17 protein-coding genes and 3 pseudogenes are annotated in these 15,904 nt (G+C 68.0%); 6 read left to right on the top strand and 14 right to left on the bottom strand.

Going from position 1 to position 15,904, the window contains the following annotated elements:
• Positions 1 to 199 precede the first annotated feature (199 nt).
• On the bottom strand, positions 200 to 496 hold the full coding sequence (locus ACZ6WH_RS19175; RefSeq protein WP_469729601.1) for a hypothetical protein: 297 nt from the start codon (positions 494 to 496) through the stop codon (positions 200 to 202).
• On the bottom strand, positions 493 to 726 hold the full coding sequence (locus ACZ6WH_RS19170) for a hypothetical protein (RefSeq protein ID WP_469729600.1): 234 nt from the start codon (positions 724 to 726) through the stop codon (positions 493 to 495). Before ACZ6WH_RS19170 ends, ACZ6WH_RS19175 begins: the two co-directional genes overlap by 4 nt.
• 270 nt (positions 727 to 996) lie before the next feature.
• Between ACZ6WH_RS19170 and ACZ6WH_RS19165 the strand changes: the two genes are divergently transcribed.
• Positions 997 to 1,278, top strand: a complete 282-nt coding sequence (locus ACZ6WH_RS19165; protein WP_469729599.1) for a peptidylprolyl isomerase — start codon at positions 997 to 999, stop codon at positions 1,276 to 1,278.
• A 262-nt stretch (positions 1,279 to 1,540) separates the two neighbouring features.
• Here ACZ6WH_RS19165 and ACZ6WH_RS19160 read toward each other — a convergent pair whose 3' ends face one another.
• From ACZ6WH_RS19160 to ACZ6WH_RS19150, 3 genes and pseudogenes are all read right to left on the bottom strand, one after another.
• Positions 1,541 to 1,915 carry a hypothetical protein gene (locus tag ACZ6WH_RS19160; RefSeq protein ID WP_469729598.1) on the bottom strand — a complete coding sequence of 125 codons (375 nt, stop codon included), beginning with the start codon at positions 1,913 to 1,915 and terminating at the stop codon, positions 1,541 to 1,543.
• A gap of 25 nt (positions 1,916 to 1,940) precedes the next feature.
• Positions 1,941 to 2,336 (bottom strand): copper chaperone PCu(A)C, encoded by a 396-nt coding sequence (locus tag ACZ6WH_RS19155; RefSeq protein ID WP_469729597.1) that lies wholly within the window; start codon positions 2,334 to 2,336, stop codon positions 1,941 to 1,943.
• A 230-nt stretch (positions 2,337 to 2,566) separates the two neighbouring features.
• Positions 2,567 to 2,710 (bottom strand): annotated as a pseudogene (locus ACZ6WH_RS19150) (GNAT family N-acetyltransferase); the annotation flags it as partial.
• Here ACZ6WH_RS19150 and ACZ6WH_RS19145 point away from each other — a divergent pair.
• A complete protein-coding gene (locus ACZ6WH_RS19145; protein WP_469729645.1) occupies positions 2,690 to 3,169 on the top strand; it encodes a GNAT family N-acetyltransferase in 480 nt (159 codons plus the stop codon). The pseudogene ACZ6WH_RS19150 and the gene ACZ6WH_RS19145 overlap by 21 nt on opposite strands.
• Positions 3,170 to 4,103: 934 nt before the next feature.
• Here the strand turns inward: ACZ6WH_RS19145 and ACZ6WH_RS19140 are convergent.
• On the bottom strand, positions 4,104 to 5,153 hold the full coding sequence (locus tag ACZ6WH_RS19140) for a hypothetical protein (RefSeq protein WP_469729596.1): 1,050 nt from the start codon (positions 5,151 to 5,153) through the stop codon (positions 4,104 to 4,106).
• A 181-nt stretch (positions 5,154 to 5,334) separates the two neighbouring features.
• Here ACZ6WH_RS19140 and ACZ6WH_RS19135 point away from each other — a divergent pair.
• The 3 genes and pseudogenes from ACZ6WH_RS19135 to ACZ6WH_RS19125 form a co-directional block, all read left to right on the top strand.
• Positions 5,335 to 5,472: pseudogene (locus tag ACZ6WH_RS19135) on the top strand (IS110 family transposase); the annotation flags it as partial.
• A 91-nt stretch (positions 5,473 to 5,563) separates the two neighbouring features.
• Positions 5,564 to 6,913 carry a bifunctional folylpolyglutamate synthase/dihydrofolate synthase gene (locus ACZ6WH_RS19130; protein WP_469729595.1) on the top strand — a complete coding sequence of 450 codons (1,350 nt, stop codon included), beginning with the start codon at positions 5,564 to 5,566 and terminating at the stop codon, positions 6,911 to 6,913.
• A gap of 788 nt (positions 6,914 to 7,701) precedes the next feature.
• Positions 7,702 to 8,535, top strand: coding sequence for a PIG-L family deacetylase (locus ACZ6WH_RS19125; RefSeq protein ID WP_469729594.1), 834 nt, complete (start codon positions 7,702 to 7,704; stop codon positions 8,533 to 8,535).
• 334 nt (positions 8,536 to 8,869) lie between these two features.
• On the opposite strand, the gene ACZ6WH_RS19120 is transcribed toward ACZ6WH_RS19125, so the two are convergent.
• From ACZ6WH_RS19120 to ACZ6WH_RS19105, 4 genes and pseudogenes are all read right to left on the bottom strand, one after another.
• Positions 8,870 to 9,514: a hypothetical protein gene (locus ACZ6WH_RS19120; RefSeq protein ID WP_469729593.1), complete on the bottom strand. Its 645-nt coding sequence runs from the start codon at positions 9,512 to 9,514 to the stop codon at positions 8,870 to 8,872.
• Positions 9,515 to 9,703: 189 nt separating this feature from the next.
• Complete coding sequence (locus ACZ6WH_RS19115; protein ID WP_469729592.1) at positions 9,704 to 10,501, bottom strand: hypothetical protein; 798 nt, start codon at positions 10,499 to 10,501, stop codon at positions 9,704 to 9,706.
• Positions 10,502 to 10,550: 49 nt separating this feature from the next.
• Positions 10,551 to 11,051, bottom strand: a complete 501-nt coding sequence (locus ACZ6WH_RS19110; protein ID WP_469729591.1) for a hypothetical protein — start codon at positions 11,049 to 11,051, stop codon at positions 10,551 to 10,553.
• 366 nt (positions 11,052 to 11,417) lie between these two features.
• A pseudogene (locus tag ACZ6WH_RS19105) lies at positions 11,418 to 12,252 on the bottom strand (LysR family transcriptional regulator).
• A gap of 138 nt (positions 12,253 to 12,390) precedes the next feature.
• Between ACZ6WH_RS19105 and ACZ6WH_RS19100 the strand changes: the two are divergent.
• On the top strand, positions 12,391 to 12,894 hold the full coding sequence (locus ACZ6WH_RS19100; protein ID WP_469729590.1) for a DapH/DapD/GlmU-related protein: 504 nt from the start codon (positions 12,391 to 12,393) through the stop codon (positions 12,892 to 12,894).
• 119 nt (positions 12,895 to 13,013) lie between these two features.
• Here the strand turns inward: ACZ6WH_RS19100 and ACZ6WH_RS19095 are convergent, their stop codons facing one another.
• The 4 genes from ACZ6WH_RS19095 to ACZ6WH_RS19080 form a co-directional block, all read right to left on the bottom strand.
• The gene (locus ACZ6WH_RS19095; RefSeq protein WP_469729589.1) at positions 13,014 to 13,763 is read right to left on the bottom strand and encodes an SDR family NAD(P)-dependent oxidoreductase; all 750 of its coding nucleotides are present in this window, start codon (positions 13,761 to 13,763) and stop codon (positions 13,014 to 13,016) included.
• A gap of 6 nt (positions 13,764 to 13,769) precedes the next feature.
• Positions 13,770 to 14,231 (bottom strand): Rrf2 family transcriptional regulator, encoded by a 462-nt coding sequence (locus ACZ6WH_RS19090; protein ID WP_432863742.1) that lies wholly within the window; start codon positions 14,229 to 14,231, stop codon positions 13,770 to 13,772.
• Positions 14,232 to 14,689: 458 nt separating this feature from the next.
• A complete protein-coding gene (locus ACZ6WH_RS19085; protein ID WP_469729588.1) occupies positions 14,690 to 15,043 on the bottom strand; it encodes a hypothetical protein in 354 nt (117 codons plus the stop codon).
• A 143-nt stretch (positions 15,044 to 15,186) separates the two neighbouring features.
• Entirely contained in the window at positions 15,187 to 15,876 is a 690-nt protein-coding gene (locus ACZ6WH_RS19080) for a maleylpyruvate isomerase family mycothiol-dependent enzyme (RefSeq protein ID WP_469729587.1), read from the bottom strand.
• Positions 15,877 to 15,904 lie beyond the last annotated feature (28 nt).

Genomic DNA, 15,904 nt, shown 5'->3' with positions numbered 1-15,904 from the left:
ATACCGCCCGCACATCATCTAATTCGACGCGAACTTCCGGCAGTTCGCCGGCTCACCGAGCCCAGGCCGTCCGGGCGTGGCAGGGGGCGTGCAGAAAGCAAGGACCTGGCCGTCTCACGCGAGGGTGGATTCGACGGGGCCTTGCGAACTGCCGGCCGTAAACGTGCTGGAAGGCGGCCAGCCAGTGGCCGACGGGGTGTCAGAAGTCGTACAGCTTGGTCGTGCTCCAGTTCAGCACATCTGCCTCCATCCAGCTGAACTGCGGCTTCCCGCCCTTGATGGCGACAGAGTAGGAGGGGCCGTCCTGGCCGTCCTGGCCGTCCGCGCAGCGCAGCGCGAGGGCGAACGACTGCGCCGTGTAATTCTTCGAACCGTAGTCGAAGAGATTCAACGCGCTGTATACCTTGCCGCCAGGCTGGAGCGTGAGGTGCTCCGTCCCGCCCGGCTTGTCCTTCTTCGAGTGCGGCAGGACGGGGTCAACGTCACCGAGCTTCACCGCCGGACAGGAGGTGACCCAGCACGCTTGCTGCCCTTGTTGGAGACAGTGGCCTGCTCCACGCCGCCCTTACCTTCCCCGCCCGCCGCGGACCGGCTCTGCGTCGTACTGGGGGCATTGTCGCTGCCGGCCGCCGTCGAGCCGTCGGCGCCGCCGCAGGCCGTCAGCCCCAGCGCCAGCGCGGCGGTGACGGCGGCCAGGACGGCGGTACGAATCCGGGCAGTACGCATGATCGGGTTCTCGTGCATGCCGTGCGGGAGCCTTCCATCGTCGTTCCCGCGATGTGCACACCACCCTTCCCGCAACCACAGACATCCCGGAAACGCCTCACCCACGCCCCGCCAACACACCGCACGCGAACCGGCGCAGCCGAGCCGCGGACAGCCAGCGGCTGTGCCGGTGCGCCCGCCGTCCGTCACGGGAGAGGACACGCTTAGATGGTGGCAACGGCCTCGCACCCGATCGAGGTCGGCATACGCGTACGCGAAAGGATGTAACTCATGGCCAGGGCTTCCGCACGACACATTCTCGTACCCTCTGAAGACAAGGCGAACGAGCTGAAGACACAGCTTGAAGCCGGAGCGGACTTCGCCGAGCTCGCCAAGGCGAACTCCACCTGCCCCTCCGGCCGCCAAGGCGGTGAGCTCGGTTCGTTCGGCCCGGGGCAGATGGTCCCCGAGTTCGACACCGTCGTCTTCTCCGCCCCCATCAACACAGTCCAGGGACCGGTCAAGACCCAGTTCGGATTCCACCTCATCGAGGTGACCAACCGCCAGGACTGACGCCACCGCTGCCCATGCGGTAGAACTACCGACGCCGCCGTGCGACTGCCCCCTCAGAAGAGTGCCTGTGTTCAAACCCTTGACCGGTGACTCTCTGCGGCGGGTCGGCATGTTCGTATACCGGCAGGCACGGAGGAGCGATTGGTCATGGGCGGTGTGGTTCCGGTGCGTGCGTGGGGTGTTCCCAGGCGCGTTCCCGGGGAGCCGGCGCCTCGCCGACCGGCCGGGAGGGACACGGTCGGTCGGCGAGGGTGAGAGTGGACTACTTGACGGTGATGTCGTCGAAGGCGATGCCGATGGTGTCGGCTTCGTTGTCGTCGTCGCTGTCGAAGCTCCACGTCGCCCAGGCGTTGGTCAGGCGGATGCGTCGCGCCTGGGGGCTGGCGGGGTCGCCGGCGATGATGACAACGTCCTGGTGGGTGCTGGTGTCCTCCACGGCGTCGACCCACGCACAGGTCGCCGGGTGCTGATTGGCCCCGCGCACGAGAACCAGGTCACCGGAGCGGGGTCGGCTGGCGCCGGTGTCGGAGGTGAGGAAGTCTTCGAGTTCGACGGGTTCCTCACCGAGGGTCAGGTTGAGGATGTCCGCGAGCTCCTCGGTCTGCGCCTCGCCGAGGTCGAGATGGTAGCTGGTCATGCTGGTTCTCCCGGTGGTGAGGCCGTCAGTACAGCTCGGGCGAGGTGCGGGCCATCATCCTGACCTTGAAGACTTTGCCGTCGGAGAGGAAGAAGATGAACCGCCCGTTGTCGCCCGGCTTGATGAGGTGGGTGGGCTTTTCGCACATCAGGTGGTACTTGCCCGGGACGAGCGCGAACTCCCCCTTGGCGGGGATGGTGAACTTGTCGACCTTCACCATCTTGCTGGACTCGGGCTCGATGACGGTCTTGTAGACCGTGATCTTCTTGTAGTCGGGGCTCTTGATCTTTGTGACGTCGAGAGGCGTGTCCGACGAACTCTTCAAGGTGATGTAGCCGGCGGCCGGCAGTTCGTTCGGAAGCCAGCGCAGCCAGACAGACTTCTCCGCAGCTACCACATCGACGCTGACGGGCATCTTCATGTTGCCTCCCTTTCCCTGGGGGCCTTCACCCCCACCCTGATCACGCTACGTGCCCCATCAGATGCAAGAAGTGATGCAATCGAAGTTGGCTGAACCGCTACGAACATGACGCAATCCATCCGTACAGGTGCGAACAGACAAGCGCATGACTCAGTGGCGGACTCACCGAGGAGCGCTGGGCTCTGCCCTAGAAGTGCTGTCGAGCTGCGGATCCGCTGTCGAGCACGAGCTCAACCGGCCGTCGTGACCGGGGGCCGTATGCCGAGCCACTGTTCGGCTCCCCATGCCTGGAACCGCTCTGCCTCGGTGAACCCCAGCTTCGCCGCGAGACGCATCGAGCCGGCGTTGGCGGTCTGGGTGCCACTCACGACCGGAAGCAGGGGGAAGGGCTTCGGAGCCACTCCGAGGAGCAGTGGGCCTCGGGTGAGGCGTACAACTACGCGATCACCTCGGGTGGAGTGGTCATCGGCAGCTGCGGGTTGCATCGCCGGATCGGACCTGGCGGTCTGGAAATCGGGTATTGGCTCCATCGCGCATGGACGGGGAAGGGACTGGCCACTATGGCCGCGACTGCCCTCGTGCAGGCTGGACGGGAGCTGCCGGGCATCGACCGCATCGAAATCCACCACGACGAGGCCAATTCCGCGAGTGGCTCCGTCGCTCGCCGCTTGGACTTCACTGAGGTTGAGCGCGTGCGGACGCCGAATGGGCCGCAAGCCCCCGGCGAGACGGGCGTCCTTGTGGTGTGGCGCCTTCAGATACGGGCCGACAGTCGTGCTGGGGGAACGCCCCGTAGGCGGTGCCGCCTTTGGCCGCAGCCACTGTGGGAGTGAGGAGCCCGCCGGACGCCGTGACCGGACCGCCTGCTGGTGCGGCATCGGTCATGAGTGTCCGGCGAGGAGCGCATCGATCACGCCCGAATCGGTCACCGCAGAACCGGTCACCTCTCGGCCGGTCCCGGAATCGGTCATGGCCCGCCCACACTGGCGACGCAGTCGAGCACAGCGGCACGCATGTCGGCGCTGCTGCGGAACCACGGCCTTCTGGAGCCGAGCCGCGTGGAATGGCTCTGGTTCGTCTACGACGTCGGCGGCATCGGCATCGGCATCGGCATCGGCATCAAGACGACACTCCCCGTGAGGGGCCGGCTCGACCCCGCCGACCTCGCCCAGCGCCTCGAACCCAGCCGGCCCTCGGTCTTCGTAGGTACAGGCGAAGGGGACTCGTCGCCTTCACGGCACACGTCGCGCACGTCGAGGCCCTGCCGGAGAGCTGGGACGGCGACGGCGGCGCAGCCACCGAGGCCCGACCAGGCGCATTTAACTCGAATACGAAGGCGAGGCGCGCCAAGCTCAGCGACGACAAGCTGCCCGGCTCGCCGAACACGGGCTGGACTGGGCACAGGGGCCGCACGCACGAATAGGCGCGGCCGCCTCTGCGGTGGTCATCTCGGGTTCCGGTCGACCACAGGCATGTCAGGCATATCAGGCAAATGCTTTGTCCAGGGGCGTGCCTGACAGATGCCTGAGGGGCGTTCAGGCATGTTGGATGTATACGGCGCGCAGGCCTCCACCTCACTTCGCCAACCAAGGTTGGATCACCGCGAGCATGACGCGCGCGACAGCCGGGCTCAAGGTGCCCCGCGGTCCCGCGGTCCCACGGGCCCGCGGGCCTGCAGCTCGCACTCGCCGAGCACCCGCGTCGCCGGGCCGTGGCCACGGGAAGGGCGCCCCGCCCGGGACGCCCCTTGCCGTAGCCGCAACCGACCTACGGCTTGGTGTAGGAGAACACCACCGCACCGTCGTGACCACGCTCGCCGGCCTGACCGGGCCGGCCCATCTCGCCGTCCGCGCCGTCGCACCCGGCGCAGTCGCCGCCGATGCCGCCGTCGCCTCCTCGACCGCCGTCGCCGCCCTTGCCGCCCTGGCCGTAGCCCTGGGCGCTCGTGCTCCCGCCTGCTCCCCCGAGGCCGCCGGGCCCACCCAGCTCACCGATGTTCGCGTCCGGGTCGCCATCACGTCCGGCAGATCCCACGCGGCCGTCCATGCCGGGGGCGACCTCCAGCGCCGTCCGTGTGCCGCCTACGCAGCCATAGGTGAACGGGTTCACAGGGGCGTCCCCGCCCCAGCCGCCCTGTCCGCCGGCCGCGCCGCCGTTGCCATGGCCGCCGGGAATGGCGAGCTTGCCTCCTCCCGCCCAGCCGCCTCCGCGCGCTGATCCCACCGCGCCCCGCGTGCGCTGTGAGTCACCGCCGCCGGCGCTGACCCTCGCGCGAAGGCCCGAGAATTTCACGAAGCTCAGGGCGCCCGGCTTCCCTGCTTCGGTGGTGGATACCGCGTCGGGGGCGTCGTGGCCACCGCCGGCGAAGACACCGGAAGTGCCTCGGGCCCCTCCGGCGGAGCCCGAAGTGCCGGGCGTCCCGTCGCCGCCGGCTGCGACCTCCAAAGTGACCTTTGACCCAGGCTTGGTCTTGACCACGCAGGTGACGTGTCCGCCGCCCTGGCCTCCGCCGCCGCCGTTACCACCGGCCCCGCCGCCGCCCGTGCCGCCGCGGCCAATGCCGGTGGCCGGCTTGCCGCCCGCTCCGCCACCTCCGCCGCCGCCCGCGCCTCCGGTACCGCCCGAGCCACCGGTCCCGGAGCCCCACACGTCCACGGTGACCGAGGTGACACCCTCGGGCACCGTCCACGCATGTTTTCCGGCGGTGGCGAAGGTCTCGGTGACCGGCACCGGTTCGGCGTGCGCGGTCGGAGTCAGCGACAGGGCGAGGGCAGCAGGAACGGCGAACGCACCCAGAGCGCGCCATTTGGTGAGCATCAATTCCCCTTCTAAGCGGTCAGAGATCACCGTACGGAGCGGTTCCGCTTCTCTGAGCGAGATCCCGTGTGCAGCGTCCGGAGCTCGACGGTGCGGGACCGAAACACGATCACCGGTGCAGCGACCACCACAACGACAGAGATACGAGCACCCCTTAGCACTGAGCTTGTCGTTCCGTTCCGGCCTGACCGTCCACCGCGCCGCGGCCGACTACCGGGGCCAGGGCAAGACCGACACCAAAGACGCACACGTCATCGCCAACCAGGCCCGGATGCGCCAGGACCCGGATCCGCTGCGGTCCGGCGACGAAATCGCCCTGAGCAGGAAGAGTGTGCGGCCTGCGGCAGCTGGGCACTGGGGTTCTTACTCATTGCTGCCCATTCATCGCACTCAGTGGCATGATCCGGCGTGTGGATTACCAAATGTGCGTCGACATGCTCGCAAAGGTGCAGGAGAACCCCAACGGGCTTCCCCGGGAGGTACGACAGGCGAACGTCTCCGGCCTGTTGGAGGCGCTGGGCCGTCCTGAGCAGGGACTGCGCGGGATGCTGGTGGTCGGGACGAACGGCAAGGGGTCGACGTGTGCGTTCGCGGTGTCGGCGGTGGCCGCGACCGGTGCACACGTGGGCAGCATGCCCAGCCCGCACCTGCAAGAGCCCAGGGAGCGGATCCGGATCGACGGGGTTCCGGTGACGCGCGCCGAATACGCTGCGGCATTCACCGAGGTCTGGCAGGCGATCGAGCGGCACGGCCTGCCTGTCCTGGCCCAGGGCATCTTCGCGACCACCGCGGCCGTGCACTTCCGACGGGCGGGGGTCGCGCTGACCGTGGCCGAGGCAGGCATCGGCGGGCGCCGGGCGGCGGCTGCGGAACTCGGCCTGGACGTGAAGGTCGTCACCGGCATCGGGCTCGACCACACCCGGCTGCTCGGCGCCTCCCTGTCCCAGATCACTCAGGCCAAGGTCGCAGCCGCCAAGGACGGGGACCATGTCGTCCTCGGGCGCCTGGCCCCCGAGGCAGCCACTGCCGCTGAGCGGGTCCTCAAAGAGCGGACGGGACTGTCCGTGTGGCGCATGGACCACGAGATCCATTACACCGCCCGCGCCGCCGATCACGCCGGCCCTCACGGCTCGGCGACACTGGTCGATGTATCCACTCCCCGCGCCGTGCACCGCGATCTGCCGTGCCCGCTCTCCGGAGCACACCAGCACCACAACCTCGCGGTCGCCATCGCCGCAGTGGACGCCATGGCCGAACGCGGCCACATCCGCGAGCCGGACGGGGAACAGCTCCGCTCACGACTGGCAGCCACACGCTGGCCCGGACGCCTTGAACTGGTCGAGACCCGGCTGGACAACTGGACGGGCCGTGTCCTGCTGGAAGGCGCCACCAATCCCCAAGGGGTCGCGACCGTAGCCCCGGAGATCCTGCTCCATGCCCGTGGCAACGGACACTCGGGACCACCCGTGCTGGTCTTCGCCTCGATGGGCGACAAGGACGTCTCCGGCATGCTCGCCCCACTCCCCTCCCACTGGCCCTTGGTCCTCACCCGCACCGACGCACCCCAGGCGGCGAGTCCCACCGCCTTGCGCACTCGGCTCGCACCCAGTCGCCGAGGACCGTGCCTGACCGCCGAAGACACTCCCTCGGCGCTGCGCCGGGCCGCCGAACTCGCCGGACCCGGCGGCCTGATCGTCGTCTTCGGTTCGCTGCGCCTGGTAGGGGAATCCCGCACCGCACTCGGTCTGCAGCCCGCGTGAAGGGTGCGCGGCTCTTCGCCCGGGCGACGCGGGCGAAGAGCCGCGCACCGGCCGGAGGACTCACCGTGTCCGTGCGGTGCCGCACACCCTCACCGGGCCGGCCGGCTCACAGGCACCGGCCGTTGGACGGGGCGCGGCCGGAGTCAACGCGCGCCGATGGGCTAAGGATGCTTTCTGTGGCGTATCGGCCGGGCTCGGCGCAGAAGGCGACGCCGCCGTTCATGGGGGGGGCGCATGTCGTTGATGTGGTGGTACACCGGCAGGCGCTCCGGCAGGGGGTATGCCAGCCCGTCGAGGAAACCGGGGATGCCGGCCGGGCGCCAACGCCGCCGCAGGTCAGCGAAGGCGAGGCGGACGCGACCATAATTCCCAACATGAGACCGGAACTCAGGGCCGCACCGATGTCTCCAGTCCAAAATCGACCACGACGGACAGCACATCGGCGTACCGCCCCCGTAGAGCCGCTGCTCACGGCTCCATAGGTCTCAATTTTCGTGTCGGAATCTCACGGCTGATGCCGGATGCAAGTCGGATCCGATGTCGCGCTGGGACGTGCAGGTCTCGCCTGTACCCCGGTCGCGTTGAAACGCCGACGCCTGGAGAACCACGGCCACGCCGGGAACATCTGGCCCGGCCGGCACGGTTGCATCGACCGAGGGACCGGCGCCGCACGGGCGGGAAACACGGAGGCCACAAGGTCGTCCGCCCCACCAGGGCCCGGGCCCCAGGTTCGCGGTGCGCCCGCCGTGCACTCGGAACACGACGGATTTCTGCAGGAGGACTGTTTCATGACTGACCGGCCCTTGACGCTCATGGCCGTACACGCCCACCCCGACGACGAGGCCACCTCCACCGGAGGGGTCCTCGCGCAGTACGCGGCGGAGGGCATCCGCACGGTTCTCGTGACGTGTACCGACGGCGGCTGCGGTGACGGACCGGGAGGTGTCAAGCCGGGCGACCCCGAGCACGATCCGGCGGCCGTCGCCCTGATGCGCCGCCAAGAACTTCAGGAGAGCTGTGACGCCCTGAAGATCAGCGATCTGGAGATGCTGAACTACGCCGACTCCGGAATGATCGGCTGGCCGAGCAACGACGCCCCCGGGTCCTTCTGGCAGACCCCGGTGGAGGAAGGTGCCGCCCGACTCGCGGAACTCATGCGGCACTACCGGCCCGATGTGGTTGTCACCTACGACGAGAACGGCTTCTACGGCCACCCCGACCACATCCAGGCCCACCGCATCACGATGGCGGCGCTGGAGATGACCGAGCTGACACCGAAGGTGTACTGGACGACGATGCCCCGCTCGGGGATGCAGCGGTTCGGTGAGATCATGCGCGAGCTTCATCCGGACATGCCGGAGCCGGACCCTGCCGAGGCCGCCGCGATGGCCGAGATCGGACTCCCCGACGATGAGATCACCACGTGGGTGGACGCCACCGCATTCAGCGGTCAGAAGTTCGATGCGCTGGCCGCCCACGCCAGTCAGGGCGAGAACATCATCTTCCTCAAGATGGGCAAGGAGCGGTTCGGCGAGTTGATGGGCATGGAGACCTTCGTACGTGTCAAGGACGCCACCGGCGCGGCCGTACCCGAGACCGACCTCTTCGCCGGACTGCGCTGATCTGGACGTCAGCCAGCCGAAGCCCGGGAAGGCTCATTGGACGCACGGCGCGATCGTGCGGGTCGCATCACCCAGAGGCTTGTCCACGCGAGTTCCGCTCGGGCAGCCCGCGTCCAGACTCGTGCCAGTGGCGTCACGCGTGCCGGCACTGCCGACACCTCGTTGACCTCCTTGACCACGGCGTCGGCCAGGCCCTCGGACGTGGCCAGGCGGTGGGCCGAGCGGCACGGCATCACGCCGTGCCGCTCGGCCCACCGCTCTGTCAGTACCTGGCGCTCGTCCTTCGGCAGATCCAGGCCGGAGCATCGCCGGTAGCTGCCCGTTAACGACGGTTTCACCGAAGTTGCGCTGCTGCTTGGGTGAGGAAGCTGAGCGCCGCGTCCTTACCTGACGCTCCGTCAGCCCATATTCGCCACCCCGCCTCTTCCGGACTCTCGAAGACCTCGGCAAACGTGAGCGAGGCATGGAGGCGGAAGCCGTCCCGCTCCCACCACGCTTCGGTGAATCCCGACGCGGCCTCCAACAGCGGGAGCCGCATGCGCTCGGCAGCGGCCCAGACGGTGGTCGCGCCCAACCCCTGGGGGCCATCGACGCGAGTCCAAGTAGTGCACTCCTGGTGCAGAGCATCCGCCTCGATCAGCGCATCGCCGCTGCGGAAGACCGGCACGGCCTTGCCGACGTGCGGTCCCGGAAAGCAGTAGGCGATCACGCCGTCCGCGAGCATCCACACTGCCAACGGGCTCGCGACGGCGTGGTCGATGAACCACGCGATGGGCTCTCCGTCCTCAGCGTCGTACTCCGGGCAAGGCTCGAACACCACATGGTGTCCGAACGACCTGCTGTAGTAGCGCAATCCCCCGTACCGCTTCTGCGCTGCCCGCAGCCGGGCCAGAGCCGCGTCGTCGGTGAGGCCGAAGTACTCGCTCAGCTGGGCTCGCAGTTCCTCGTCGGACTGGCCCGTTGGATCAGCAAAGGGCACCTTGGAAGCGTGCCTCCGTAGAAAGCACCGCGCTCGATCCGACAGACCGTGAGGATCATCGAGTACATGCATCACAGAAGAGAACTCCCGGAACCGATCCACCTCCCAAGCCTCATTACGCCACCATGCCCCTGAACAGGCGGAAACGGAAGAAACGGCAGAGCTGACGAAGCATTACTGAGAGGAACACTACTGGTGGGAGGCCGACGGGGACGCGGAGGAGACGGTAACCACGGCGGGCGAGGCATGGCCCGTTGCCCGCAGAGCATCGCCAGCTGCTTCAGTCAGCCACGCTGCGACCTCCGGTGACCACTCACGCGCGCGGATCACAAACTGCGCCATCGGCCGGGTTCCCTGCAGCAGCTCGCCACTCGTCCCGCGGCGCACCAGACGCGCCGCGTCGGACCTGGACAGCGTACGCGCCTCGGCCACTGTGCCAAGGCGCTCCTGCACAGCGGTGAGCACGCGCGCCGGCTCCTTCGGGGCGTTCCATGCCGCGGTGGGGACCGCGGAGACCGCTACATGGACATCGACGGGCGCGGACGGGGAGGCCAGGGAAAACCACTCCCGCATGTCGTCCAAGTCTTCGGACGCGTCCCCGGCGGTGATCTGGAGCGGAAGGTAAGTGCACAGCGCGGTGAAAGCGACGTCTCCCACCCGCCCGAGCGCGTCGAACAACATCCGGGTCATCGGCAGCACAGGCAGACGCGGGTGGCGGACGTCCTCAGGAATGTCGGCCCGCATCCAAGCGAGCTCGCGGACCTCATCGCCGCCGGCCCAGTCACCGCCCTTGTCACACTCCAGCCAGCGCTCCGGGTCGTGGAACAGCTTCTTGCCCTGCGGCGTGCGCCAGCCGTAGGGCGCGTGCCACCCATAGGCCTCCGCACGCACCAGGGCAAGATCCATCACCTGCTCGCGGAACTCCTCCGCGTCGCCGCTCTCCAGCCAGGGATGCCGGTTGAGGACCCCGTGCGCTCCCACAGTCATTCCACAGTGCATGACAGACAGCTCCCCAACCGGCTTCCCAGTGCTCACATCACACGCCGCAGCGCAGCTTCACGGTCTTGGTGTACGCCTTCTCCGGCGAGTCGTTGACACCGATGATGTCGACATCGATCAAGCTACGCCACTGACGCGTCTTGTGGTTGTTGCACTTCTTTCGAGCAGTGGTGCTCGGCTTCCGGCTCCGCGGCTTGGCCGGCTTGATGGTCTTCACGCCCTTGGCGACCGTGTGCCAGCGGCTGCCCTTCTTGGCCCGCGTCTGCAGCCACACGGTGACCTTGGCCTTGCTGCCGTCGCCGCTGAACTTCCGCCACCAGCCGTGCGCCGAGGCAGTACGCGGCGCGGAGCTGGAAACGTGCACCCTGTCCCCGTAGGTGCGGAAGACTCCGGCCCCTTGAGTGTGGACGTCACCGCTGATGCGGGCCGCGCCTGCTCCGTCGGAGTCCGCGTAGGCCGGGACGGCTGCACCGGTGGTCAATCCGGTGGTCAACAGTACGGCCATGGTGGTGGCTATGGCACCTCTGCGAATGTGCACGAAGAGTTCCCCCTACTCCGTAGTACATGTTGCGGTCGTGCTTGATCCAAGCGTGCGTGACTCGTGCGCCGCAAGCGTTTAAAGATCAACTTGCGGTGCGAGTGCGCGCACGACGGCACGTGGCCCCCAGCGCCGTTCTCACAGCGCAGCGAAGTACTGCGGCGGGCACAGGGGCACTGCACGAAGAGAGGAACGCACGGAACACGGAACAGGGGTGCCGGACGGCCGCCCGGCGGAGCCGACCCCGCCGCCGGCCGGCCCTCGACACCAGCCTCATGCGACGGACGATCATCGCGCCTCGTCACGCTGCGCCCCGGACGCTGCGCCCCAGAGCGTGTCCGTCGATGGAGCTTCTCCGTAACGGGGTCAGGTGCACGCCCAACGTGGCACCCACACATCAGCAGATGTCTCAGGTGCCGCCGAGCGCAGATAGTCGCGCAGCTCGGTCAGTACCGGGTGCTTGTCTCCGGTGCGGAACAGCAGGGTGTGCGGGTAGGCCGGTGTCGGGTCGTGCAGGGGGATGCGTCGCAGGTCGTGGGTTTGGGGCCACAGGTAGCGGTCCCCGGCACCGACGAGGGTGGCCAGGGAGGCCGAGTCCGCCAAGGCGTCCATGAGGGCCTCGTCGCCGAAGTTGGCGGTGCCCTGCAAGGTCGGCAGGTCGGATCGCGGGAGCTTTCGCCAGCGGGTGGGCGGGCCCGACCAACAGTTGCAGGGGCGCGTCCAAGAGCCGTTCGACGCTGATTCCGGCAGGGACCTGGTCGGCTGGTAGCGCGCGGAAGGAGGCGTCGGCCGTTCCTTCCAGTACGGCCTGGGCCGCCTGGGCCGCGTTCTCCTGGCTCAGGGTGACTGCGTCCAGGTTGGGCTCGGGGCGGGAGCGGTAGAACCGGTAGACGGCCTGGGCCGGCGCGATGCGCCGGTTGAGGACGTCGACCCGTAGGGGCCTGCTTCCCGGGCGCACGGCTTGCTCGGCCTGCTCCACGGCAGCCAGGACCTTCTTGGCATGGGGCAGGAAGACTTGGCCATCCAAGCTCAGCCGGGATCCGTGAGAGGTCCGCACCAGGAGTGACACAGCGAGGTGTCTCTCGAGGGACGCGATCCGCTTGGACACCGCCTGCTGGCTGATTCCCAGCTCGTCGGCTGCCGCCTGAAATTGCCCGCCGTCGGCTACCGCCACGAACGTACGAACCGCTTTGACATCCACCCCATGATCGTAGCGACACAACCAATGGTTGTGCCCAGCGCTCCAGCAGGTTGTTTGCCCGCAGAGCTGCAGCGTTGGTTCACTCGCCGCCATCACACGATGGTTGTCACATGATGGTTGTTGCTGGGGAAGGATGACATGGACTTTGCACAGAAGGTGCAGCGGGCGATCGCCATGGCCGAGCAGATCAACACGCTCGCGTATGCCCAGCAGGAGGAGATCCACGAGCGGTGGAGCGAGCTCACTGGGCAGGCGGTGGACGAGGCCTTCAACCTGATCCCGCCCGTCTACACCGACCACGGTGTGAATATCCGGGTAGGCCGCAACGTCTTCGTCAACCAGGGCTGCCGCTTCAACGACATCGGTGGCATCCAGATCGATGACGAGGTGATGCTCGGCCCGAACGTCAGCCTGATCACCTCGGGGCACCCGCTGGACCCGGCACAGCGGCGTACCGGGGTCACGTCGGCCCCGATCCGTATCGAACGCAACGCCTGGATCGGGGCTTCCGCTGTGATCCTGGAGGGAGTGACCATCGGCGCTGACGCCGTGGTGGCAGCCGGTGCGGTCGTGACCCGCGATGTTCCCGTCCGGAGCGTTGTCGCGGGGGTACCGGCGACGGTGATCAAGAAGATCGATTGATTGACCGGGGCCCGGCGATCTCGGTGACGCTGATGCCGACATGGCTGAGGTCGCGCAAGCCGTCCTCGCCTGGACCCAGCCAGCTCAGAGTGAGGACGGAAAGGTGAGGCTGCCGGCGGTCAGATCTGGTTGAGGCCGCCGTCGACGAAGAGTTCGGTGCCGGTGACGAAACTGCTCTGGTCGCTGGCGAGGAAGAGCGCCGCGGCGGCTGCCTCATCCGGGCGGCCCATGCGCCCCAGGGGGGTTTGGCTCGCGAAGAAGTCCCAGAGCTTGGCTGCCTCATCCGGATGGGGGGCGAGGCCGGCGTTGCCGGGTGTTTCGATGGGCCCGGGGACGAGGGTGTTGACACGGATCTTGCGATGCTTGAGCTCATTGGCCCAGGTGCGGGAAAAGGAACGGATGGCTGCCTTGGACGCGGCATAGACGCCGAACGCTTCGCCACCGGAACCCGCCGCGGTGGAGCCGGTGAGGATCACTGAGGCCCCGTCATTCAGGAGGGGAAGCGCCTTTTGGACGGTGAAGAGCATGCCCCTCACATTGGTGCCGAATATGGTGTCGAAGTGCTCTTCGGTGACCTGTTCCAGAGTGGAGAATTCGCCACCGCCGGCGTTGGCGAAGAGCACGTCCACGCGCCGCCCCTGCTCGGCGACGGCGGCGTAGAGCCGGTCGATGTCGGCGAGATCGGACACGTCACCCCGGACTCCGGTGGCGTTCGGGCCGATCTCGGAAAGTGCCGTATCAAGTGCCTCCTGCCGTCGCCCAGTAATGAACACATGCGCGCCCTCGGCGGCGAATCGCTTGGCGCTGGCCAATCCGATTCCGCTGTTGCCACCGGTGATGAGGGCGGTCTTTCCGTCAAGTTGCCCCATGGCGGATCAATGCTCCAGTTCTGTGGGGTCGGAGGGGTCGGAGCCGGCCAAGACGTCCCTGAGCACGTCGGCCAGCGTGATGTGTGCCAATTCGGCGCGAACGGCTTCCTCGACGCGCGCGTACGCGAGACGCATCACGGGCCGGATGCCGGAACCGATCGGACAGTCGGGATTGGGCTCAGAGCGGTGTACGGCGAACAGCGGCGCCGGCTCGATCGCCTCATACACGTCCCGCAGGGTCATCTCTTCCAGCGGCCTGGCGAGTACCCACCCCGCTTCAGCACCCCGTCGAGAATGCACCAGCCCCGCATCGCGCATCCGGCCGAGCAGTCGCCGGATCACGACGGGGTTGGTATTGACGCTGCCCGCGATCCGCTCGGATGTCGCGATGCCACCCTCGCGTCGACGGTGCAGTTCGATCCACGTCAGAGCGTGCGCTGCCACGGTGAGCTGACTATTGCCCGCCACGAGATCATCACCTCCTTCAAAGTAACCATAATAGTTACATCGGGTACCGTCAAAGAGTCACCGGCCGAAGGTACGAGCGGGGACTTTGAGGGCCCGAGCAGCAGGGGCAACCGCCGTATGAGCAGGTCGCCCGGCCGATGGGCGGGCAGGAGCAGGCCGCGGAGGAAGGACGAACGAGAGCCGAGTAGGGCGCTGGCGCCGTCAGCTCGGCGGGGCCGGGCGTCGTCAGCCCGGCGGGCCCGAGCGCCGTCAGCCCGGCGGGGCCGGCTGCTCGACCACGAGAACGCCGCGCGGCTTCACCACTTCACCAGCCCAACCGCCAAGCTCGTCTCGACGACGCCCCTTCAGCGCATAGGGGGCTTGGCATTGTTGGAGGTAGGCGTGAGTAGACGTGAGCCGTGGACGCGACGAAACAAGCGGAGGAGCAGGACGAACGCGCTGTCCCCTCCGGTTGCCCGTCAGGCTGGCTTACTCCGCGTTGCTTCGGCGAAGGCCAGCCCTTGCAGTGCAAGTCGTTGGGTTTCGTGTCGGCCTTCGGCCGTGGCCTCCACGTCGAACCCGTGCGCGACCTGCGGTGGGTAGCCGATGAGTTCGAGCGCCCGGCTGGGCAGCGCCTGCTGGGACGCCTCTTCCGACTCCCACAACAGAACGGCTCCCCACCGGTTGGTGTCCGGATCGGAGAGCCACATCTTGAAGCGAAGCCCGGGCACCTCGGAGAACGCGGCGACGGATTCCTCACGCAGGTATTCACGCATGGACTCGATGGTCTGCCCGGAAGCGGACAGGTCCCACCACACGATGTCGGCACGCATAGCGCTCCTTTCTTTCAAGAACGGAATCCGGCCGTCGACCGGCCGCGGGCACGCGCGGCTGCGGCGTCATGCCGGCAATTCCTGCCGCCGTCCGGGCCGAAATCGGCGCGCCCCACACCCTGCCCGCCCGCCTCGTGGCGACGTCACAGGCGGTCCAGGCGCTGTGGAGGGTGGGGCGGCCAGGGCCCGAGAGCAGGCAGCTCCTCCGCCGCCACCGGTGGGACCACGGGCGTACGTCCGGCCAGCCAAGCCGCCAGGTCGCGCACGCCTCCGGTAACCACCGTGCCCGGCGGCACGTCACCGGCGGACCACTGGCGGCCCACATCCTCGGCATGAACGCGGGTGCCTGCCGGAAGACGGCCGAGGAGGAAGTCGATGGCGTGTGCGGCCAGCTCCTCGGGCCAGTCGTCCGGCCGCACACCGAGTTCCAGATCGACCATGTGGATCCATGCCTCGCGCCAGCGTGCGAAGACGGTGGCGGCGAGGTCCGCGTTGCGGAATGTGACGGGCCGACTCCAGTCCACATCGGCGGCGCGCGCCCAGGATGCCTCCAGCCCGGCCGTGTGCGCGGCGAGTTGCGCGCGGTGATCGGCTGCGCTGCGGCCCGCCGTCGCCTCGATGATCGCGTTGCGTTCGTCGACCCCGCCCTCGTAACCCACTACGAGTTCACCGCGCAGGGCGTGTTCCGCGAGGCGCGCGAACATTCTCGCATTGTCGGCGAGATGGGCGAGGACGTGGCCGCGTGACCAGCCCGGAAGGGCAGACGCCTCGGCGACCTGCTGGTCGCTCAGCCCGGCCACCACCCTTTCCAGTGTCCGGTGGGCTTCGATCACAGCCGCGACAGGAGGTTGCATGACCCTA

It is taken from the genome of Streptomyces sp. NPDC050806 (genome assembly GCF_055586425.1).
The sequence above is the reverse complement of the archived record's forward strand: the minus strand, read 5'-3'. Positions and strand labels throughout refer to the sequence as shown.

Bases quoted from the DNA above. Each gene is read 5' to 3' on its own strand.
- ACZ6WH_RS19170 (WP_469729600.1), bottom strand. From the start codon at position 726: ATGCGTACTGCCCGGATTCGTACCGCCGTCCTGGCCGCCGTCACCGCC.
- ACZ6WH_RS19165 (WP_469729599.1), top strand. From the start codon at position 997: ATGGCCAGGGCTTCCGCACGACACATTCTCGTACCCTCTGAAGACAAG.
- ACZ6WH_RS19160 (WP_469729598.1), bottom strand. From the start codon at position 1,915: ATGACCAGCTACCATCTCGACCTCGGCGAGGCGCAGACCGAGGAGCTC.
- ACZ6WH_RS19155 (WP_469729597.1), bottom strand. From the start codon at position 2,336: ATGAAGATGCCCGTCAGCGTCGATGTGGTAGCTGCGGAGAAGTCTGTC.
- ACZ6WH_RS19140 (WP_469729596.1), bottom strand. From the start codon at position 5,153: ATGCTCACCAAATGGCGCGCTCTGGGTGCGTTCGCCGTTCCTGCTGCC.
- ACZ6WH_RS19125 (WP_469729594.1), top strand. From the start codon at position 7,702: ATGACTGACCGGCCCTTGACGCTCATGGCCGTACACGCCCACCCCGAC.
- ACZ6WH_RS19115 (WP_469729592.1), bottom strand. From the start codon at position 10,501: ATGACTGTGGGAGCGCACGGGGTCCTCAACCGGCATCCCTGGCTGGAG.
- ACZ6WH_RS19100 (WP_469729590.1), top strand. From the start codon at position 12,391: ATGGACTTTGCACAGAAGGTGCAGCGGGCGATCGCCATGGCCGAGCAG.
- ACZ6WH_RS19095 (WP_469729589.1), bottom strand. From the start codon at position 13,763: ATGGGGCAACTTGACGGAAAGACCGCCCTCATCACCGGTGGCAACAGC.
- ACZ6WH_RS19085 (WP_469729588.1), bottom strand. From the start codon at position 15,043: ATGCGTGCCGACATCGTGTGGTGGGACCTGTCCGCTTCCGGGCAGACC.